Source organism: Streptosporangium heterodermiicola (assembly GCF_051390675.1).
GTDB lineage: Bacteria > Actinomycetota > Actinomycetes > Streptosporangiales > Streptosporangiaceae > Streptosporangium.
Window position 1 is genome coordinate 61,554 of record NZ_JBPJSR010000007.1, and the last position, 17,636, is coordinate 79,189.

Sequence of the window (17,636 nt, forward strand, 5' to 3'; positions counted from 1 at the left end):
AGATACCCCTGGCCGGGCTCGATGATCCGAAGGTAGTCGCCGTCCGGGCCGGCCGGCGTGCCGGACAGCCCGGAAAAGGATCCGGCACCCGGCGATGGCCGCCGGGTGCCGGAGAAGGTGTGGGTGACGCGGGCTCAGTCCGTGACGGTTCCTCCCTCCCATTCCGCGGCGAGCAGTTCGTAGGAGCGGACCCGGTCGGCGTGGTCGTGGGTGATGGTGGTGACGAGCAGCTCGTCGGCGCCGGTGACGTCGCGCAGCACGCGCAGCCTCTCCGCGACGGTTCGCGGGGAGCCGGCGAACTGGGTGGCCAGCCGGTCGGCGACCAGCGCGCGGTCCTCCTCCGTCCACTCGTGGGCCGCCGCCTCGGCCGGTGACGGGAACGGGATCGCCCCGGCGCCGGTGCGGATGCTGCGGACCCAGAGCCCGTACGGGGAGGCGAGCTCACGGGCCGTCTCGTCGTCCTCCGCCACGACGACGTCGGCCGAGACGACCAGGTAGGGCTCGGCGAGGACCTCCGAGGGCTTGAACGCCTCCCGGTACGCCTCGGCGGCCTCCAGCACCCCGGACGGGCTGACGTGGTAGTTCGCGGCGAACGGCAGTCCCCGCTCCCCCGCCACCTGCGCGCTCTGCCCGCCGCTGCTGCCCAGGATCCACAGCGTCAGGTCCGCGCCCTCGCCCGGCGTGGCGTGCGCGGCCACCCCCTCGGGGGAGCGGTAGGTCCCGGCCAGCAGCGCCGCGATCTCGTCGACCTGGTCGGCGAAGTCGGGGCTCTCCGCGCCCGGCTGCTGCAGCAGCGCGCCGTACAGGGAGAACAGCGGGGACTTCGCGAGCGCGGCGAAGGAGAAGGCCTCCGGGATGAGCAGCCCGTCCACGACCCTGGCGGGCTTCGGCGGGGGCGGGGTCCGCTTGGCCAGCTCCGCGAACTCGGCCTTGCGCTGGCCGGAGCGGCCCAGCCCGAGATCGACGCGGCCCGGGTAGAGGGCGTCGACGAGGCCGAACTGCTCGACCACCGACAGCGCGGTCTGGTGGCCGACCTGGACGGCTCCCGAGCCGACCCTGATCGTGCTGGTCGCGGCGGCCAGCAGGCCGATGAGCACGGCCGGGGCGGCGCTGGCGACGCCGGGCGCGAGGTGGTGCTCGGCCACCCAGTAGCGGTGGTAGCCGAACTCCTCGGCCCGCCTGGCCAGGTCGAGGGTGTTGCGCAGCGCGTCGCCCGCGGTGCCGCCGGAGGGGATGGGGGCGAGGTCGAGGATCGACAGGGGGGAGGTCACGGCCGCCCCCCGTCCCGCGCGTCCTCGGGGCTCCGGCTCCCGGGTTGCTCGGAGTCCTCGGGGCGGGGGAACGGCCTGCTGGGGATCTCCGCGCGCAGCACGGGGGCGATGTCGCTCTGGAAGAGCTCCAGGGCCGCCCGGTGCTGCTTGTCGGTGAGGCCGTCCGCGTCGGCGTGCAGGTGCATGACCTCGTGCCCGAGCCGCTCGTGGTAGCGGTGGACCTTGTCGATGATCTGCTGCGGGCTGCCGACCAGGATCGAGCTGCGTTCGATCGCGTCCTCCAGGGTGTGGAAGACCGGGGTCACCCCGACCTTCCTGAACAGCTCCAATCGGGCGTTGAAGATCGGCCGGTAGGTCTCGATCGCGTCCTGGGAGTTCTTGGTCGCGTAGTAGCCCGCGGTGCCCGCGCCCACCAGGGCGTCTGCCGGGTCGTGGCCGTGGAACTCCCAGCGTTCCCGGTAGTGGCGGACCAGTTCCTCGTACGGCTCGACCGGGTTGCTGACGTTGGCGGAGAAGAGGGGGTCGCCGTACAGGGCGGCGAGCTCCACCGACTCCTCGCTGGTGGCGCTGCCGTGCCAGACGCGGATGGGCCTCTGCAGCGGGCGCGGCCAGGTCTCCGCGTCGGTCAGGGACGGCCGGAACGTGCCCGACCAGGTCACCCTGTCCTCCCGCCACAGGCGGCGGAACAGCTCGTAGCCCTCCCGGTTGCGGTCCCACTGGTCCTCGCCGGTCACGTGGAACAGCTGGGCCTGCGCGGCGCCGTTGCCCTTGCCGATGATGAGTTCCAGGCGGCCGCCGGAGAGGTGGTCGAGGGTGGCGTAGTCCTCGTAGGCGCGTACCGGGTCCAGCAGGCTCAGCGTGGTGACCGCGGTGAACAGCCTGATCGCCGACGTCCTGGCCGCGATGTGGCTGAGCACGACCGGCGGGGACGAGGAGATGAACGGGCGCTCGTGCCGCTCCCCGACGCCGAAGCCGTCGAAGCCGAGCTCCTCGGCGAGCACGGCGTTCTCGACGACCTCGCGCAGGCGCGCGTTGGTCGACTTGAGCTCGCCGGTGATGGGGTCGGGGCCATGGACGATCAGGGTGATGGCAAGAAATTTCATCGTTCGTTCTCCAGGCCCAGGTGCCCGCGCAGCGTGGTGGTCTCGTAGTCGGCGCGGAAGACCCCGCGCTCCTGCAGCAGCGGTACGACCCTGTCGACGAAGTCGTCCAGGCCGCCGGGGGTGAGGTGCGGCACCAGGATGAAGCCGTCGGAGGCGTCGCCCTGCACGAACTCGTTGATCTCCTCGGCGACGCGCGACGGCGAGCCGATGAAGGACTGCCTGCCGGTCACCTCGATGATCAGGTCGCGGATGCCGAGCTTCTTGGACTCGGCCAGGGCCCGCCACTCCGCCGCCGTCGCGAGCGGGTCGCGGGACATCCGGGTCCGGCCCTTGATGATCGAGTCGTCCGAGACGTCCGGGTCGATCTCGGGCAGCGGGCCCTCGGGGTCGTAGGCCGACAGGTCGCGGTTCCACAGCTGCTCCAGCAGCAGGATCGCGGTCTGCGGGCTGACCTGCTGGCGGCGGATGTGGTCGGCGTTCTCCTGGGCCTCGGCGTCGGTGTCGCCGAGCGCGAACGTGGCGCCGGGCAGGATCTTCAGGGAGTCGGGCGACCGGCCGTGCGCGGCCAGCCTCGACTTGACGTCGCGGTAGAAGGCCTGCCCGTCCTGGAGCCTGCTGTGCCGGGAGAAGATGGCGTCGGCGGTGGCCGCCGCGAAGGCCCTGCCGCCCTCGGAGTCCCCGGCCTGGATGGTGAGCGGGCGGCCCTGCGGGCTGCGCGGCACGGTGAAGTGGCCGCCGATGTCGAACTGGGTGCCCCGGTGGGCGAACTCCCCCGCCTCCGCCCTGGCGAACGTTCCCACCTCCGGGTCCGCGACGAGGTCCCCGGCGGCCCACGAGTCCCAGAGCTCGTTGACGGTCCGCACGAACTCCTCGGCCCGCTCGTAGCGCAGCGCGTGCTCCAGGAAGCCGCCCCTGCGGAAGTTCTCGCCGGTGAACGCGTCGGAGGAGGTGACGACGTTCCATCCGGCCCGGCCGCCGGACAGGTGGTCGAGGGTGGCGAGCTTGCGGGCGAGCTCGTACGGCTCGTTGAAGGTGGCGTTGATCGTCCCGGCCAGGCCCAGGTGGTCGGTGACCGCGGCGAGGCCGGAGAGCACGGTGAGCGAGTCGGGGCGGCCGACCACGTCGAGGTCGTGGATCCTCCCGCGCTGCTCGCGCAGCCGCTGCCCGTCCGCGAGGAAGAAGAAGTCGAACCTCCCTCGCTCGGCGGTCCGCGCCAGGTGGGTGAAGGAGGCGAAGTCGATCTGGCTGCCCGAGGCGGGATCGCTCCAGACCGTGTGGTTGTTCACGCCCGGGAAGTGGGCGGCGAGGATGACCTGCTTCATCGTCGGCTCCCTGCGTATCGGCTGGCGGGTCGGGGCAGGTCGAGGTGGCCGCGCAGCGTGTCGGCCTCGTACGCGCGGCGGAAGGCGTCGCGCGCCCGGAGCTCGGGCACCAGGCCGCGGGTGATCGCGTTCAGGTCGGTCGGCAGCACTGCGGGCCTGAGCCTGAAGCCCTCCAGCCCGGCCGCGCGCCACTCCAGGAGCAGGTCGGCGAGCTCGCCGGGCGTGCCCGTGAAGATCGCGGCGTCGGAGGTGTACGCGGCGCCGTCGAGCTCGTCGAGCCGGGCTCTGCGCTCGCGGGCCTCGGTCGCGTCCTCTCCCAGGAACACGACGAGGTCCGCGAAGATCTTCAGCTCTCCGGCGTCCGGGTCGCGTACCTCGCCCTCGATCTCGCGTACCTCCGCCACGATGGCCCGCGCCCGCTCGGTGTCGTGCGGCGTGACGTAGACGACGTCGGCGCCGCGGGCGGCGAACTCGTACGGCAGCCGGGAGTGTGCCAGCGCGGTGACCAGCGGCTGCCCCTGGGGCGGCCGCGGCACGATGGACGGCCCCTTGACCGTGAAGTACTCGCCCTCGAAGTCGACGTAGTGGAGCCTGTCGCGGTCGACGAACCGGCCGGTGTCCACGTCGCGGATGACCGCGTCGTCCTCCCAGCTGTCCCAGAGACGCCGCACCGCCTCCACGGCGTCGGCGGCGTCGCCGAACAGCTCCCGCACCAGGGGTGACCTGTCGATGTCGCCGAGGTCCTCCGGCCTCAGCTCGGGGACCTCCCTGCGGCCGAAGTGGGCGGCCTCGGTGTGGCGCCCGGAGATCTGGGCGCGCCACCCGGCCCGCCCTGAGCTGACGTAGTCGAGGGTGGCGATGGAGCTGGCGACGTGGAAGGGCTCGGTGTGCGTGGTGGTGGCCGTGGGCACCAGCCCGATCCTGCCCGTCAGCGGGGCGATCCTGGAGGCCACGAGGACGGCGTCGAGACGCCCGCGCACCTGGTCGGTACGGCCGTCGTGGCCGTCCAGGCGCGTGGTCTGCAGGGCGAGGGAGTCCTCGATGGTGACGAAGTCGAGGAGGCCGTGCTCGGCCTCGGCCACCAGGGCGGCCCAGTAGGCGGCGGTGAACAGGGCTTTCGGGGAGGCGGCGGGGTCACGCCAGGCCGCGGGATGCCATCCGGCGCCGTCGAGAGCGACGGCGAGATGCAAGGGAACTGCCGACATATGACGACAATAACACCAAAACCCTTAATCTCTACATGTTTAGTCGGTTATGTCGCTGGAGCCCGCCCGTTGAGCGTGTCACCTCCGGAACGCCCCGGGAAGGGCGTCCCCCTGACGTCGGCGCCGGGATCTGATAGGCATTCGTCCCGTGACGCGTTTTCTGGCAGTCCTCGCGATGGTTGTTCCTCTTGTCGCAGCCACGGCTTCGGCTTCGGCCTCGGTTTCGGCCGCAGCTCCGGCTTCGGTCGCGGCCCCGGTTTCGGCCCCCCGCAAGCCACACGTCCCGGCGGGAGTGACCGCCGGGTACGTGGTCTTCGACCGGCAGGCGGCGAAGGTGACCGAGTACCGCAACGCGCACCGGCGGTTCCGGTCGGCGTCGGTGGTGAAGATCCTCATCGCGATCGACTATCTGGAGTCGCGCAAGAGCGTTCCCTCCCGGGACCTGGCGCTGCTCAAGGTCATGCTGCGGGTCAGCGACGACGGCGCGGCGACGTCCTTCTGGACCCGGGGCGGCCAGGGCAGGATCGTCCAGCGGATGGCCCGCAAGCTGCGGCTCACCGACACCGTTCCCCCACCGGCCGACAAGCCGGGCTTCTGGGGATACACCTCGCTCAGCGCGATGGACGTGGTCACGACCTACCGCTACCTGCTCGACCGGGCCGACCCCAAGGTCCGCGACCTGATCCTGGGCCACCTGCGCAGGTCGGGGCAGTGCGGCTCCGACGGCTTCGACCAGCACTTCGGCATCCCCCGCGCGGTGCGCGGGCCGTGGGCGGTCAAGCAGGGCTGGTCGGGGTACGGCTCCACACCCCCGGTCCGCTGCCGCCCCACGACCTCCTCGGCCGCCTCCCCCGCACCCGCCACCCGCTCCTCGGCCTCCGCCGCGTCCGCGCCCGTATACGCGTCCGCGCCCGTACCTGTGTCCGCCGCCCAGACCGCACCCCTCGCCGCGTCCGCACCTGGGTCCGTTTCCGCGCCCAGGTCCGTTTCCGCGCCCGTTTCCGCGCCTCGGCCCGCGTCCGGCGGCGACGTCACGCTCACCGCGCAGGTCGTGCCCGCCGCGCAGGTCGTGCCCGCCCAGGCCGGGCCGGTGCCCGATCTGGGGCGCCCGGTTCTGCACACCACCGGGCTCGTCGGCCCCAAGGAGCGCTGGATCGTGGTCCTGCTGACCGCCCACCCGGCGGGTACCACCTGGCAGCGCTCCACCGCCCGGACGACGAAGCTGGCCCGGGAGGTCCACCTCAGCGGAACCTCCTGATCACCGGCTCCCCGAGGTGGGCGGCCGCTCTCCGAGATGGGCGGCCGCGAGCCTCTTGGGCGCGACCATCCGCCAGGCCTCCTCGACGAGCTCTCTCGTCTCGGCCTCGTCGATCGCCGCGAGCCACACCCGTACCCAGTTGTAACGCTCGTCGGAGGGCCGGGGCATGTGGAACCTCTCCGGCTCGGCCGCGACCAGCGCGGCCCGCTCCTCCTTGGGGAAGGCGAAGCCCATCGAGGTCTCGTCCGGCGAGATCGCGACGTAGACGATCCGGCCCACCCGGAACGTCACCCGGTCCCTGACGATCCTCTCCTCGGTCCTGGGCAGGGCCACGGCGACGCGGCGCACGTCGTCGGCCGTGGTCATCGCGCCGACTCGTCGAGGGAGGCGATGACGCGGCGCAGGGTGTGCTGCAGGTCGAGGACCTCGGCGGGGGCGAGACCGGCCGCCCCGAAGATCTGGGCGGGGACGTCGCACGCCCGTTCCCCCAGCTGGCTCCCCTTGGACGTGAGCCGCACCAGCACGGAGCGCTCGTCGTCGGCGCTGCGCTCGCGGCGTACCAGGCTCGCCGCCTCCAGCCGCTTCAGCAGCGGCGACAGGGTGCCGGAGTCGAGCCGCAGCCTCACGCCGAGCTCCTTGACCGTCACCGGCTCGCGCTCCCAGAGAACCATCATGACCAGATACTGGGGGTAGGTCAGCCCGAGGTCGGCCAGCACCCTGCGGTAGACGGCGTCCAGCGCACGGGACGCCGCGTGCACGTCGAAGCAGACCAGGTTCTCGACGGAGATCTTCACGCGGCGATTATACCGAACTTGACTGTTATCAACTAAATTGTACACAATTGAGTTGCCCGCAATCGTGAAGGGGATCCCGATGAGTACGCTCTACACCGCCATCGCCACCGCCAACGGCAGGGAAGGACGGGCGGTCTCGTCCGACAAGCGCCTCGACGTGGCCCTCGCGCCGCCGAAGGAGATGGGCGGCTCCGGCGAGGGCACCAACCCCGAGCAGCTGTTCGCGGCCGGATACGCCGCCTGCTTCGCCAGCGCGCTCCAGCTGGTCGGCCGCAAGCAGAAGGCCGACGTCTCCGAGGCCTCGGTGACCGCAGAGGTAAGCCTCTCCCCCGAGGGCAAGGGCTTCGCGCTCGGCGTGACGCTGCGCGTCGAGCTGCCCGACGAGTTGCACGGGGAGGCGGGCACCGCCCTCGTGGAGGCCGCCCACCAGGTCTGCCCCTACTCCAACGCCACCCGGGGCAACATCCCGGTCAACCTCGTGATCGAGTAATCGGGCTCCCGGGGATCGCGGTCAGGGAAGGGGCCTGCGACCGGCGAAGCCGAGCTCGTCCCGGTGGTACCACACCAGCTCGCGGTCCCCTTCGAGCCAGCACAGCCGTACGCGCACCCCGTCGAGCACCGAGGGGAAGTCGACCAGCAGGGGCGCGACGCCCTTGACCTCGATGCCCCGCTCCTCGAACCAGCCGAGGATCTCCTCCAGCCTGGCCTCGTAGGCCTTCGCCTCCGCCAGCCCTCCGGCCGGGGAGGTCCCGGTGCTCCGGAGCTCGTACGCGAGCTCGGCCAGCTCACCCCGCATCGCCACGAACGCGGCGGCCCGCTCCAGCAGCACGGGCATGAGCGCCCGCGCCTCCTCGACGGTGAAGATCCTGTCCACCCCTGCACGCTAGCGCGTCCCCACCCGGAACGTGGCGAGGCACCGGGAGCGCCAGGAGGCACGGAAATAGTGTCAGCAAATGCTGACAGCGATGAACTTGTCAGCTTATGCTGACGGCATGGGATCGCTGAGCGAGTTCGCCGAGGCCGTCGACGGCGAGGATCCGGTGGTGGCGCTGGCGGCCGTGGCGGCGCTGCGCAGGCTCCTGGAGGAGCTTGAGGCCGCGCACGTCATCGAGGCCAGGAACCGGGGTTCGTCCTGGGAGGTCATCGCCGCGGCGCTCGGAGTCAGGCGGCAGACGGCGCACCGCAAGCACGCACACCGAATCACCGAGGGCGGGAGCTGACGATGTTCGCGAGATTCACCCCCGAAGCGCGGCGGACCACGGTCCGCGCCGGACTGCTGTCGCTCGACCACGGCCGCACCACGCTCGACGAGGACGTGTTCCTGCTCGCCCTGGCCGAGTCGTGGCCGGTGACGGGGTCGGTAACGAGCTCGGTGACAGGGCCGGTGGCGGGCCCGGTGACAGGACTCGCGACCGCCCCGGAGACGGCCGCCCCGTCGGCGGTCACACCGCCGGGAGTCACAGCGTCGGGAGTCACAGCGTCGGGGGTCTCCCCTGAGACGGTCTCCCCGGAGGTGGTCGATGCGGAGGCCGTCATCCCGGGGACCGGCACATCGGAAGCGGTCGGCACGGAGAGCGTCACACCGGCAGCCGTCACACCGGATGCCGTCGGCGCGGAGATACGGAACCGCGAGGCCGCGAGGGGCCGGGCGGGCGACCGTGAGCTGCTCGCCGCCATCGGCGTCGACCTGGACGCGATCAGGCGACGCCTCCCGGCCCGGCGGGAGGACCCCCTGGCGTGGCGGCTGACGCGCTCCCGGCTCCGCCCGCTGAACGTGACGCTCAGCGGACCGGCCGGTGACCTGCTCCTCACCGCCAGGGCGAGGAAGGTCGTCGAGGTCGCCCTGTACACCTCCGGTTCCGAGGTGACCGATGAGGACCTGCTGAAGGGCCTGCTGGCCGACTCCTCGAACACCTCTGTCGCCATCCTGCGCGGCCTCGGCGTCGACCTCCGCGACCTCGCGGCGAGCATCGGCTTCCTGCGCGAACCGGCCTGAGACCCTCCGCGCGAACCGGCTCAGGACCTTCCCCGCGCGAACCGGCCCCTCCCACACGAACCGACCCGGAACGCAAACCGGTCCGGGACACGAATCAGCCTGAGGCTTCCCGCGCGAGAACCAGCCCGAGGACGCGGCGAGTGAGGACGGACCCCGTCGAGAACCCGAGGTCGGTCAGCACCGGGGCCCGGGCCGGGCCTCGCCGGGAGGCGCTCACCCACATCGTCACGGTCAGACCTCGACGCCGTAGAAGCGCGCGGCGGTGCCGCCGAGGACGGCGTCCCTGCCGGCCTCGTCGAGACCCGACAGCAGTACGCCGGTCTCCCGCCAGACCTTGGCGTAGTCACCCGCGAGGACGGCCACCGGCCAGTCGCTGCCGAACATCAGCCGTTCGGGGCCGAACACCTCGATCGCGTGGTCGACGTAGGGGCGAAGGTCCTCGGCCGTCCAGGTCTCGGGGTCGGCGGCGGTGTTGAGGCCGGACACCTTGCCGTACACGTTGGGATGCTCGGCGGCGCGGGCGATGAGTGACGCCCACGGCTCCCAGCCCTTCTCCCTGATCGGCGGCTTGGCCAGGTGGTCGATGACCAGCCGCAGCCCGGGGAGACGTTCGGCGAGGAACGACACGTGCTCCAGGTGCCTGGGCAGCACCGCGACCACGTCGAACGGAAGCCCCGCCTCGGCGAGCAGGCCCAGGCTCTCGACCACCGTGTCCTGGACGACCCAGTCGGGGTCGGGGTCGTCGTGGATGAGATGCCTGACCCCGGCGAACCTCGGGTGCCTGCCGTAGCGCTCCAGCGCCCCGGCCGCCTCGTCGGGCCGGTTCAGCGGCACCCATCCCACCACGGCGGCGACGGCGTCGTAGGCGTCCGCCTGCGCCAGCATCGCGTCGGTGTCGGCGTAGGTGTCGGCGGCCTGGACCAGCACGGTCCGCTCCACACCGGCGGCGGCGAGCTGCGGGAGGAGCTCCTCGGGGGCGAAGGTGCGGTAGAGCGGCCCCGCCTCCGGCGTGAGCCAGGAGTAGGAGCCCGTCTCCAGGTTCCAGAAGTGCTGGTGGGCATCGATGACGGCCATCCACCGCTCCCCTTCGTTTCCTCGATAGATCGTCTGAGCCTGCACAAACTAGGGCCAGGCGGCAGGGGTGTCAACGCCTCCGGCCTGCGGGAACCGGCCGGTGAGCCGGTGGCGAGACGGGCGATGAGCCGGTGACGGCACGGGCGGTGTGCCTGCCCTCACGCGTACGGGCCGGTGGTGGACGCCCCCCGGAGAGGAGTGTCCGCCACCGGCCCGTACATCCGTGAAGAAAGTGGAGAAAGTCGAGAAAGCGGAGCAAGCCGCCGTCGTTCGTAGAGGAACGTTCGTAGAGGAGGTCGCCGTCCTGCGTGGAGAAGGCGGCCGTCGCTACACCGGCGACAGGGCCGGGTCGTCCGTCCGCGAGGCGGGCGGCGGGGGCGGCGGGTCGTCGCCGCCGTGCTCGTCGTCGTCGAGGAGGGTCGTCTCGTCGAACGGCGCCCTGCCCGCCAGGACCTCGGTCGCGCGCTCCCGGTCGAACTCGCCCGTCCAGGTGCCGATCAGGACGGTGGCGACCGCGTTTCCGGCGAAGTTGGTCAGCGCCCGAGCCTCGGACATGAAGCGGTCGATGCCGACGATGAGGCCGACGCCGTCGACCAGGTCGGGGCGGTGGGACTGCAGGCCGCCCGCGAGGGTGGCCAGGCCCGCGCCGGTGACCCCGGCCGCACCCTTCGACGCGATCATCATGAACACCAGCAGGGAGACCTGCTCGCCGAAGGCGAGCGGGGCGCCGGTGGCGCTCGCGACGAACAGCGTGGCCATGGTGAGGTAGATGGCCGTGCCGTCGAGGTTGAAGGAGTACCCGGTCGGCACGGTGATGCCGACGACGGGCTTGCTCACGCCGAGGTGCTCCATCTTGGCGATCAGGCGGGGCAGGGCCGACTCCGACGAGGAGGTCGACAGGATCAGCAGGAACTCCCTGCCCAGGTAGCGCAGCAGCGAGAACAGGCCGACCCGTGCCACCAGGAAGAGCATCGGGCCGAGGATGACGAACACGAAGAGCACGCAGGTCAGATAGAAGGCGAGCATGATGACGCCGAGGCTCCTGAGCGCGTCCATGCCGGTGGCGCCGACGACCGCGGCTATCGCGCCGAAGGCACCGATCGGAGCGGCCCACATGATCATGGCGAGGATCCGGAAGACGAGCCGCTGGATGTGCGTGATGCCGTTCAGGATGGGCTTGCCCCGCTCGCCCATCGCCTGCAGGGCGAACCCGGCGAGCAGCGCGACCAGAAGAGTTTGCAGCACCTGGCCCTCGGTGAACGCCGACACCAGCGTGGTGGGGATGATCCCGAGCAGGAACGACACCGTGTCGGTCTCGCCGCCCTTGGCCGCCTCGGCCTCGGCGGCCTTGCGGAGCTCGTCGGTGAGCTGCAGGCCCTGTCCGGGGTCGACCAGGTTTCCCACGAGCAGGCCGATGCCGAGCGCGACGGTCGACATGACGATGAAGTAGCCGAGCGCGAGGCCGCCGACCCTGCCGACCTTGGCGGCCTTGGTGACCGATCCGACCCCGAGCACGATGGTGCAGAAGATGATCGGGCTGATCATCATCTTGATCAGGGCGACGAAGGCGGTGCCGAGCGGCTTCAGTGCCACCCCGACGTCGGGGGCCGCGAACCCGATCGCGATACCGAGAAGCACGGCAACGATGACGGCAATGTACAGGTAATGTGTTTTGTCTCGTGCCGCGCTCATGCGTGCTCCACGCGCTAGAGGAAAAGTCCGGTCGAGCGACTATGACCCGGCCCTGTGATCTAAGTCACCATTGCGTACATTTCGTTCGTGAACTTGCGGAAACTTCCCAGACGCATACGCGACTGGAGTCTGGCCAGGCAGATGCTGGCCCTCCAGATCGTCGTCGTAGGCGTCACCGTGACCGGTGGCGCCCTGCTGGCGTTCCTGCAGATGCGTGACCTGCTCGTCGAGGAGGCCGTCGGCACCGCGAGGGCGGTGACCGTCAGCGTGGCCGACTCCCCCTCCGTCCTCGCCGCCCTGGGCGACCCCGCGGTCCTGCAGCCGTACGCGGAACGGGTGAGGCGGGAGACCGGGGTCGACTTCATCACCATCATGAGTCTCGACGGCGTGCGCTACACGCACCCCAACCCCGCCGAGATCGGCCGCCGGTTCCTCGGCAACACCGCGCCCGCCCTGGCCGGGCGGGTCTTCACCGAGACCTACACCGGCACCCTCGGCCCCTCGGTCCGCGCCGTCGCCCCGGTCCGCGACGCCGATGGCGAGGTACGGGCCCTGGTCAGCGGGGGCATCACCGTCAGCAAGATCAGTGTCAGGCTCCGCGGGCAGATCACCGGCGCCGTGCTGATCGGCCTGCTCGGCCTGTCCGTCGGCGGGGTGGGCACCTACCTGGTCGGGGCCCGGCTGCGCCGCCAGACGCACGGGATGGGCCCCGCCGAGCTGAGCCGGATGTACGAGTACCACGACGCGATCCTGCACGCCGTACGGGAAGGGCTGCTGCTCGTCGACGACGCGGGCACGGTGGCGCTCTGCAACGACGGGGCCAGGGATCTCCTGGGCCTGTCGGGCGAGGTGAACGGCAGGCACGTCACCAGGCTGGGCCTTCCCCCCTCGCTGGGCGTGCGGCTCTCGGCGGCCGAGAACCGCACCGACGAGATCCACATGACCGGGGAGCGGACGCTGGTGGTGAACGTGGCGGTGGTCCGTTCCGGCAGCCGCTCGCTCGGCACCGTGATCACCCTTCGCGACCACACCGAGCTGCAGTCCCTGACCGGGCAGCTCAACGCCGAACGCGGCTTCGCCGACTCCCTGCGGGCCGCGGCGCACGAGTCGGCCAACCGGCTGCACACGGTCGTCACCCTCGTCGAGCTGGGCCGCGCCGAGCAGGCGGTCGCGTTCGCGACCGAGGAGATCAAGGCCGCGCAGCAGCTCACCGACCGGGTGGTGGGCGCCGTACGCGAACCCGTGCTCGCCGCGCTGCTGCTCGGCAAGAGCGCCGAGGCCGGGGAGCGGGGGGTGGAACTGTCGATCACCCCGGACAGCGAGCTCGACGACCTCGGCCTGGACACCCGCGACCTGGTGACGATCGTCGGCAACCTGATGGACAACGCGGCGGACGCCGCCATGTCGGGCACCCGGCCCGCGCGGGTGGAGGTGCGGCTGCGCGCCGACGAGACGACCTTCGTGATCAGCGTGGCGGACAGCGGGCCCGGCCTCGACCCGGCGACGGCGGGCGAGGCCTTCCGGCGGGGCTGGACCACCAAGGGCGACGGCCGCGGCCTCGGCCTCGCCATGGTCGGCCAGGCGGTCCGCCGGATGGGCGGGACGATCGAGGTCGGCGACGCGGCCGAGCCGGGCCGGACGGCGGGGCCGGGCCTGGTGACGGAGAACCCGGTGACGGAGAAGGACCCGGCGGCGGGGAACCCGGTGGCGGAGAGAGACCCGGCGGCGGGAACGGGCCCGGCCGTGCCGAGCCCGGCCCCGGGGGCCGCTCGCGCGGTCGCGGGCGAGGGAGGCGCCGGAGGACGGCCGGTGGAGGGCGGGACGGGCGCGGTGTTCACCGTACGGCTGCCGCTGCGGGGGAAGGGAACCTCATGATCTCGGTACTGGTCGTCGAGGACGAGGAGATCACCGCCGAGGCGAACCGGGTCTTCGTGGAGCGGGTGCCCGGCTTCCGGGTGGCGGGAGTGGTCAGGTCCGGCGGCGACGCGCTGCGCTTCCTGCGGCGGCACCCCGTCGACCTGATCCTGCTCGACCTCTACCTGCCGGACATGCACGGGCTGGAGGTGTGCCGGGCGCTGCGGGCGGCGGGCGTGATGTCGGACGTCATCGCGGTCACCTCGGCGCGGGACCTGTCGGTGGTGAGGTCGGCCGTCTCCGTCGGCGTGGCCCAGTACCTGCTCAAACCCTTCACCTTCGCCTCGCTGAACGAGAAGCTCACCCGCTACGCCGAGTTCCGGTCGTCGGTGGAGGGCGCCGGGGAGGCGAGCGGCCAGGTCGAGGTGGACCGCGCGCTGGCGGCGCTGCGGGGCCCGGCGCAGAACCTCCTGCCGAAGGGGATGACGCAGGCCACCCTCGACGCCGTACTGGCTGAGCTGCGCGGGTCCCCCGGCGGCCTGTCGGCCCAGACCGCCGGGGCGGCGATCGGCGTCTCCCGGGTGACCGCCCGCCGCTATCTGGAACATCTGACGGAGAACGGGATCACACACCGGGTGCCCCAGTACGGTGGCCTCGGACGGCCCGAGCTGCTCTACCGGATCATTTGAGGCCCCGTCGGGGCACGGTGATCCCGGAACTGATAGGAAAAAGGCAGCCCGCCCTGCCACCCGCGGGCAAAGGAGCGCAGCATGGCCTTTTTCACGGTCTCATCGAGCCTGCTCGGGACGGTCTTCGTCATCCGGGCGCTCGGAGAGCTCGACTATCAGAACTCCCCCATCCTGCGTGTGGAGATGGACAAGGCGTGGGCCGCCGAGACGCCCTCCATGGTCGTGGCCGACGTCGCGGGCCTCACCTTCTGTGACTCCACCGGGGTCGCCGAGCTGATCCTGGCGCTCCGGCGGAGCCGCGCCCTGGGCATCCGGCTCGCCCTCGTCGGCGTGCACGGCACCCTGGAGCGGATCCTCACCATCACCGGCCTGCGCACCTCCTTCGAGGTCTTCACCTCTGTCGAGGAGGCGCTGCAGAAGATCTGATCAGCCGTTGCCCTGGTCCATCGGCACGCGGGGCGCGTCGATGATGACGTCCGAGAAGATGTCGACCACCAGGGCGATCACACCGCCGATCGCGATGATCCCGGCCCCGACCCAGAAGAACGTCCAGTTGGGACCGAGGCACAGGGCGACGCCCCCCACGGTGAACCCCAGCAGAATGACGATCACCGCGAGCCAAGACTTGGGGCTTCCCCCGTGACTTCCGGCCATGAGCCTTTCCTCTCCCTGTCCTCTGATTCGTCCGCTGATTCTTCGCGAATCAGTGATGCGCGCCGTCCGCCGCGGCGATCACCCGTGTCAGCGACCGGTGGAGCTCCTGGAGCTCCTCCAGGTTCATACCCAGACGCCTGACGATCGCCGGCGGAACCTTCTCCGCCTCGTCCCGCAGCCTGTGGCCCTCCGGTGTGAGCGAGACGGCCAGGACACGCTGGTCCTGGCTGTCACGCCGCCTCCGGATGTAGCCGACGGCCTCGAGACGCTTCAGCAGCGGGGACAGCGTACCGGGGTCGAGTCTCAGTAGCTTGCTCAGCTCCTTGACCGAGAGCGGTGCCCGCTCCCAGAGGGCGAGCATGACCAGATACTGGGGGTGGGTGAGTCCCATCGGCTCCAGCAGGGGCCGGTAGAGCCCGATGACGTTGCGCGAGGCGATCGCCAGGGCGAAGCACACCTGACGGTCCAGGCTCAGGGGATCAGCCATGTCACTCACGCGTGCCTCCAACCGACATAGTACGATAATTAGTACACAAACCATTATCGCCCCAACCGTTGGCGAGTAAAGGACCCCCATGTTTCACAGCAAGCCGATCGAGGAGCGGATCGCCGAGCGCCAGGCCGAGCGCTCCACCCTCAAGGAGGGCCGGCACTTCGAGCACGGCCCGGCGAAGTTCGTCTTCGTCTTCGTGATCGTCTTCGTGGTCGTCGGCCACCTGGCCGGCCTGCTGCTGATGATGGCCCTGGGCATGCACTGACGTGGCCGGACGGCATGCCGGCGGAGCCTTCGCCGCCCTTCCTCCCGGGGCTTCCCCGAGCCTCGTCCCGGGGCTTCCTCCCGGCGCTTCCTCTCAGAGCCGAAGCGGGGGCCTGCACGCCGGAAGGCTCCGGATGAGAGGATGATGATCCTGTTGGTCGGGGTTGGACCGCCCGATAGATCAGGAGGTCTGTAATGTCTGACGTCACGCCGGAGCCCGAAGGTTCCGAAAGTTCCGACGAAGAGCTGAAGCGCAAGTTCCGCGAGGCACTGGAGCGCAAGAAGCTCGCCCAGGCGGACGCGGGCGCCGGGGGCAAGGGGAAGAACTCCTCGAAGATCCACGGTGCTCACGGCCCGGCTGCGGCCAAGCGCTCCTTCCGCCGCAAGAGCGGCGGCTGAGCCGTCTCCGGACGCTGAGCCGCTCCGGACCAGATCCGGACCAGGGCACCCGCCCACCCGGGTCTCGGCCGCCCTGCTGGCCCCGGCCAGCGGGCGGCGCGCTCCCTCCACCGGCTTTCCCTCCACCGGCCCCCTTTATCGGCTCCCGGCAGCCCCTTGGAAGCGTGCGGGGTCTGCAATAGGCTGTGCACGTGCGTGATCTTGGTGAGGACCCCCGGCCGGCCCGAGGCGCGGTCCGCGAGGTGCACCGCGTCGACCGGAGCGCGACCCTGCACTACTCCCCCGACCTCGACGGGCTCGCCGACCCCGGCGAGATCGTCTGGGCCTGGGTCCCCTACGAGGAGGACCCGGGCCGGGGCAAGGACCGGCCGCTGCTGGTCGTCGGCCGGCACGGGCGCAAGCTGCTCGCGCTGATGCTGTCCAGCCGGGCCGGTGGCGGCGACCCCGACGACTGGCTGGAGATCGGCCCCGGCCAGTGGGACCGGGAGAACCGGGTCTCCTACCTGCGCCTCGACCGGGTCTTCGCCCTCGCCGAGGGTGACATCCGGCGCGAGGGCTCCGTCCTCGACGGCGCCCGCTTCGCCCGCGTGGCCGCCGTGCTCAAGCGCACCCGCGGCTGGGCCGCCGACGGCTGAGCCCGGCTCCGCACCGGCCCCCGTCCGTTCCGGCGGAAGGCGCGGACACGCGAGTACGCGAGGGCTTACGGACACGAGGGTGACCTCCGAGTACGGGTGTACGCCCGGACACGCGAGGTTGATCTCCGGATACGCGAAGACGCGGACGCGAAAGCCCGAAGGCGTCCGGGCACGCGCTCCGGCCCGGGAGCACCGGGCGTGAATCCGGTGGAAAACGGCGGGGTGAGCCAGCATCCTGGTGTCCCATGGACGACAGACGGCTCGTTCGAGTCTCCAAGTATCTTTCCAAGCACCTCAGGCACCAGCCGGAACGCATCGGCCTGGTCCTCGACCCACAGGGCTGGACGGACATCGACGCACTGCTGGCGGCCACGGCGCGGCACGATTTCGCGATCACCCGTGAGGAGCTCGCGCAGGTGGTCGCGGGCAACGACAAGCGGCGCTTCGTCGTCGAGGGCGGCCGGATCCGCGCCAACCAGGGCCACACGATCGACGTCGACCTGGGCCTCCTCCCGGCCGAGCCGCCCGAGTTCCTGTTCCACGGGACGGTGGGCTCGTACGTGGCCGCCATCCGGGAGGAGGGCCTGCGGCCGATGAACCGGCACGCCGTGCACCTGTCCCCCGACCGGGAGACCGCGACCCGGGTGGGCGCGCGCCGGGGCAGGCCCGTCGTGCTGGTCGTCCGCTCGGGGGAGATGCACCGGGCGGGTCACGAGTTCCAGCTCAGCGCCAACGGCGTCTGGCTGGCCACCCACGTACCGGCCGCCCACATCTCGTTCCCCGGCTGAGGGCCCCACCCGAGGCCCCCATCCAAGGACCCCACCCTGAGGGGGCCCACCCGAGGATCCCGGCGGAACGCCCCTCCGGGACGGCCTGACGAAACGGCCTCACTCCACCCCGGGGCCACAGGATTTCCAACGCATTCCAAAATCT

At 71.3% G+C, this 17,636-nt stretch carries 22 protein-coding genes; 11 read left to right on the forward strand and 11 right to left on the reverse strand.

Annotation, left to right across the window (positions count from 1 at the left end):
* Window positions 1-134: 134 nt before the first annotated feature.
* The 4 genes from ACSC1Q_RS16965 to ACSC1Q_RS16980 are packed head-to-tail and all read right to left on the reverse strand — an operon-like array spanning window position 135 to window position 4,901.
* Window positions 135-1,271: an LLM class flavin-dependent oxidoreductase gene (locus ACSC1Q_RS16965; protein WP_436759670.1), complete on the reverse strand. Its 1,137-nt coding sequence runs from the start codon at window positions 1,269-1,271 to the stop codon at window positions 135-137.
* Window positions 1,268-2,374 (reverse strand): LLM class flavin-dependent oxidoreductase, encoded by a 1,107-nt coding sequence (locus ACSC1Q_RS16970; protein ID WP_436759671.1) that lies wholly within the window; start codon window positions 2,372-2,374, stop codon window positions 1,268-1,270. Before ACSC1Q_RS16970 ends, ACSC1Q_RS16965 begins: the two co-directional genes overlap by 4 nt.
* Complete coding sequence (locus ACSC1Q_RS16975; protein ID WP_436759672.1) at window positions 2,371-3,696, reverse strand: NtaA/DmoA family FMN-dependent monooxygenase; 1,326 nt, start codon at window positions 3,694-3,696, stop codon at window positions 2,371-2,373. Before ACSC1Q_RS16975 ends, ACSC1Q_RS16970 begins: the two co-directional genes overlap by 4 nt.
* Complete coding sequence (locus ACSC1Q_RS16980; protein WP_436759673.1) at window positions 3,693-4,901, reverse strand: LLM class flavin-dependent oxidoreductase; 1,209 nt, start codon at window positions 4,899-4,901, stop codon at window positions 3,693-3,695. The genes ACSC1Q_RS16975 and ACSC1Q_RS16980 overlap by 4 nt, the downstream gene beginning before the upstream one ends.
* A 292-nt stretch (window positions 4,902-5,193) precedes the next feature.
* Here ACSC1Q_RS16980 and ACSC1Q_RS16985 point away from each other — a divergent pair, with 292 nt between their 5' ends.
* Window positions 5,194-6,159 (forward strand): serine hydrolase, encoded by a 966-nt coding sequence (locus tag ACSC1Q_RS16985; RefSeq protein WP_436759674.1) that lies wholly within the window; start codon window positions 5,194-5,196, stop codon window positions 6,157-6,159.
* Here ACSC1Q_RS16985 and ACSC1Q_RS16990 read toward each other — a convergent pair whose 3' ends face one another.
* Both ACSC1Q_RS16990 and ACSC1Q_RS16995 read right to left on the reverse strand, forming a co-directional pair.
* Window positions 6,160-6,525: an MmcQ/YjbR family DNA-binding protein gene (locus ACSC1Q_RS16990; protein ID WP_436759675.1), complete on the reverse strand. Its 366-nt coding sequence runs from the start codon at window positions 6,523-6,525 to the stop codon at window positions 6,160-6,162.
* Complete coding sequence (locus tag ACSC1Q_RS16995; protein WP_436759676.1) at window positions 6,522-6,953, reverse strand: MarR family winged helix-turn-helix transcriptional regulator; 432 nt, start codon at window positions 6,951-6,953, stop codon at window positions 6,522-6,524. The genes ACSC1Q_RS16990 and ACSC1Q_RS16995 overlap by 4 nt, the downstream gene beginning before the upstream one ends.
* Window positions 6,954-7,032: 79 nt before the next feature.
* Between ACSC1Q_RS16995 and ACSC1Q_RS17000 the strand changes: the two genes are divergently transcribed.
* On the forward strand, window positions 7,033-7,443 hold the full coding sequence (locus ACSC1Q_RS17000; protein WP_436759677.1) for an organic hydroperoxide resistance protein: 411 nt from the start codon (window positions 7,033-7,035) through the stop codon (window positions 7,441-7,443).
* Window positions 7,444-7,464: 21 nt separating this feature from the next.
* On the opposite strand, the gene ACSC1Q_RS17005 is transcribed toward ACSC1Q_RS17000, so the two are convergent.
* Window positions 7,465-7,827: a DUF2203 domain-containing protein gene (locus tag ACSC1Q_RS17005; RefSeq protein ID WP_344744803.1), complete on the reverse strand. Its 363-nt coding sequence runs from the start codon at window positions 7,825-7,827 to the stop codon at window positions 7,465-7,467.
* A gap of 118 nt (window positions 7,828-7,945) precedes the next feature.
* On the opposite strand from ACSC1Q_RS17005, the gene ACSC1Q_RS17010 reads away from it, so the two are divergent.
* Together ACSC1Q_RS17010 and ACSC1Q_RS17015 are read left to right on the forward strand one after the other, a co-directional pair.
* Complete coding sequence (locus tag ACSC1Q_RS17010; RefSeq protein WP_362686394.1) at window positions 7,946-8,173, forward strand: helix-turn-helix domain-containing protein; 228 nt, start codon at window positions 7,946-7,948, stop codon at window positions 8,171-8,173.
* A gap of 2 nt (window positions 8,174-8,175) precedes the next feature.
* Window positions 8,176-8,949: a Clp protease N-terminal domain-containing protein gene (locus ACSC1Q_RS17015; RefSeq protein WP_436759678.1), complete on the forward strand. Its 774-nt coding sequence runs from the start codon at window positions 8,176-8,178 to the stop codon at window positions 8,947-8,949.
* Window positions 8,950-9,180: 231 nt separating this feature from the next.
* Here ACSC1Q_RS17015 and ACSC1Q_RS17020 read toward each other — a convergent pair whose 3' ends face one another.
* Both ACSC1Q_RS17020 and ACSC1Q_RS17025 read right to left on the reverse strand, forming a co-directional pair.
* Window positions 9,181-10,023, reverse strand: coding sequence for an amidohydrolase family protein (locus ACSC1Q_RS17020; RefSeq protein ID WP_436759679.1), 843 nt, complete (start codon window positions 10,021-10,023; stop codon window positions 9,181-9,183).
* A 327-nt stretch (window positions 10,024-10,350) separates the two neighbouring features.
* The gene (locus ACSC1Q_RS17025; protein ID WP_436759680.1) at window positions 10,351-11,715 is read right to left on the reverse strand and encodes a cation:dicarboxylate symporter family transporter; all 1,365 of its coding nucleotides are present in this window, start codon (window positions 11,713-11,715) and stop codon (window positions 10,351-10,353) included.
* Between the two features lie 87 nt (window positions 11,716-11,802).
* Here ACSC1Q_RS17025 and ACSC1Q_RS17030 point away from each other — a divergent pair, with 87 nt between their 5' ends.
* From ACSC1Q_RS17030 to ACSC1Q_RS17040, 3 genes are all read left to right on the forward strand, one after another.
* A complete protein-coding gene (locus tag ACSC1Q_RS17030) occupies window positions 11,803-13,590 on the forward strand; it encodes a sensor histidine kinase (protein WP_436759681.1) in 1,788 nt (595 codons plus the stop codon).
* On the forward strand, window positions 13,587-14,258 hold the full coding sequence (locus ACSC1Q_RS17035) for a response regulator (RefSeq protein WP_436759682.1): 672 nt from the start codon (window positions 13,587-13,589) through the stop codon (window positions 14,256-14,258). Before ACSC1Q_RS17030 ends, ACSC1Q_RS17035 begins: the two co-directional genes overlap by 4 nt.
* Before the next feature lie 81 nt (window positions 14,259-14,339).
* On the forward strand, window positions 14,340-14,684 hold the full coding sequence (locus tag ACSC1Q_RS17040) for an STAS domain-containing protein (RefSeq protein ID WP_436759683.1): 345 nt from the start codon (window positions 14,340-14,342) through the stop codon (window positions 14,682-14,684).
* Here the strand turns inward: ACSC1Q_RS17040 and ACSC1Q_RS17045 are convergent, their stop codons facing one another.
* Entirely contained in the window at window positions 14,685-14,912 is a 228-nt protein-coding gene (locus tag ACSC1Q_RS17045) for an HGxxPAAW family protein (protein WP_350967624.1), read from the reverse strand.
* A 49-nt stretch (window positions 14,913-14,961) separates the two neighbouring features.
* Window positions 14,962-15,399, reverse strand: coding sequence for a MarR family winged helix-turn-helix transcriptional regulator (locus tag ACSC1Q_RS17050; RefSeq protein ID WP_350967625.1), 438 nt, complete (start codon window positions 15,397-15,399; stop codon window positions 14,962-14,964).
* Between the two features lie 88 nt (window positions 15,400-15,487).
* Between ACSC1Q_RS17050 and ACSC1Q_RS17055 the strand changes: the two genes are divergently transcribed.
* The 4 genes from ACSC1Q_RS17055 (at window position 15,488) to ACSC1Q_RS17070 (ending at window position 17,491) form a co-directional block, all read left to right on the forward strand.
* Window positions 15,488-15,670 (forward strand): hypothetical protein, encoded by a 183-nt coding sequence (locus ACSC1Q_RS17055; RefSeq protein WP_350967626.1) that lies wholly within the window; start codon window positions 15,488-15,490, stop codon window positions 15,668-15,670.
* Between the two features lie 194 nt (window positions 15,671-15,864).
* Window positions 15,865-16,068: a DUF5302 domain-containing protein gene (locus ACSC1Q_RS17060; protein ID WP_389912841.1), complete on the forward strand. Its 204-nt coding sequence runs from the start codon at window positions 15,865-15,867 to the stop codon at window positions 16,066-16,068.
* A gap of 191 nt (window positions 16,069-16,259) precedes the next feature.
* On the forward strand, window positions 16,260-16,703 hold the full coding sequence (locus ACSC1Q_RS17065; protein ID WP_436759684.1) for a type II toxin-antitoxin system PemK/MazF family toxin: 444 nt from the start codon (window positions 16,260-16,262) through the stop codon (window positions 16,701-16,703).
* Between the two features lie 245 nt (window positions 16,704-16,948).
* Entirely contained in the window at window positions 16,949-17,491 is a 543-nt protein-coding gene (locus ACSC1Q_RS17070) for an RNA 2'-phosphotransferase (RefSeq protein ID WP_436759685.1), read from the forward strand.
* Window positions 17,492-17,636: the final 145 nt, after the last annotated feature.

Excerpts from the sequence above, each read along its gene's own strand:
- ACSC1Q_RS16970 (WP_436759671.1), bottom strand. The coding sequence starts at position 2,374 with ATGAAATTTCTTGCCATCACCCTGATCGTCCATGGCCCCGACCCCATC.
- ACSC1Q_RS16975 (WP_436759672.1), bottom strand. The coding sequence starts at position 3,696 with ATGAAGCAGGTCATCCTCGCCGCCCACTTCCCGGGCGTGAACAACCAC.
- ACSC1Q_RS16980 (WP_436759673.1), bottom strand. The coding sequence starts at position 4,901 with ATGTCGGCAGTTCCCTTGCATCTCGCCGTCGCTCTCGACGGCGCCGGA.
- ACSC1Q_RS16990 (WP_436759675.1), bottom strand. The coding sequence starts at position 6,525 with ATGACCACGGCCGACGACGTGCGCCGCGTCGCCGTGGCCCTGCCCAGG.
- ACSC1Q_RS17000 (WP_436759677.1), top strand. The coding sequence starts at position 7,033 with ATGAGTACGCTCTACACCGCCATCGCCACCGCCAACGGCAGGGAAGGA.
- ACSC1Q_RS17010 (WP_362686394.1), top strand. The coding sequence starts at position 7,946 with ATGGGATCGCTGAGCGAGTTCGCCGAGGCCGTCGACGGCGAGGATCCG.
- ACSC1Q_RS17015 (WP_436759678.1), top strand. The coding sequence starts at position 8,176 with ATGTTCGCGAGATTCACCCCCGAAGCGCGGCGGACCACGGTCCGCGCC.
- ACSC1Q_RS17020 (WP_436759679.1), bottom strand. The coding sequence starts at position 10,023 with ATGGCCGTCATCGATGCCCACCAGCACTTCTGGAACCTGGAGACGGGC.
- ACSC1Q_RS17025 (WP_436759680.1), bottom strand. The coding sequence starts at position 11,715 with ATGAGCGCGGCACGAGACAAAACACATTACCTGTACATTGCCGTCATC.
- ACSC1Q_RS17035 (WP_436759682.1), top strand. The coding sequence starts at position 13,587 with ATGATCTCGGTACTGGTCGTCGAGGACGAGGAGATCACCGCCGAGGCG.
- ACSC1Q_RS17040 (WP_436759683.1), top strand. The coding sequence starts at position 14,340 with ATGGCCTTTTTCACGGTCTCATCGAGCCTGCTCGGGACGGTCTTCGTC.
- ACSC1Q_RS17045 (WP_350967624.1), bottom strand. The coding sequence starts at position 14,912 with ATGGCCGGAAGTCACGGGGGAAGCCCCAAGTCTTGGCTCGCGGTGATC.
- ACSC1Q_RS17050 (WP_350967625.1), bottom strand. The coding sequence starts at position 15,399 with ATGGCTGATCCCCTGAGCCTGGACCGTCAGGTGTGCTTCGCCCTGGCG.
- ACSC1Q_RS17055 (WP_350967626.1), top strand. The coding sequence starts at position 15,488 with ATGTTTCACAGCAAGCCGATCGAGGAGCGGATCGCCGAGCGCCAGGCC.
- ACSC1Q_RS17060 (WP_389912841.1), top strand. The coding sequence starts at position 15,865 with ATGTCTGACGTCACGCCGGAGCCCGAAGGTTCCGAAAGTTCCGACGAA.
- ACSC1Q_RS17070 (WP_436759685.1), top strand. The coding sequence starts at position 16,949 with ATGGACGACAGACGGCTCGTTCGAGTCTCCAAGTATCTTTCCAAGCAC.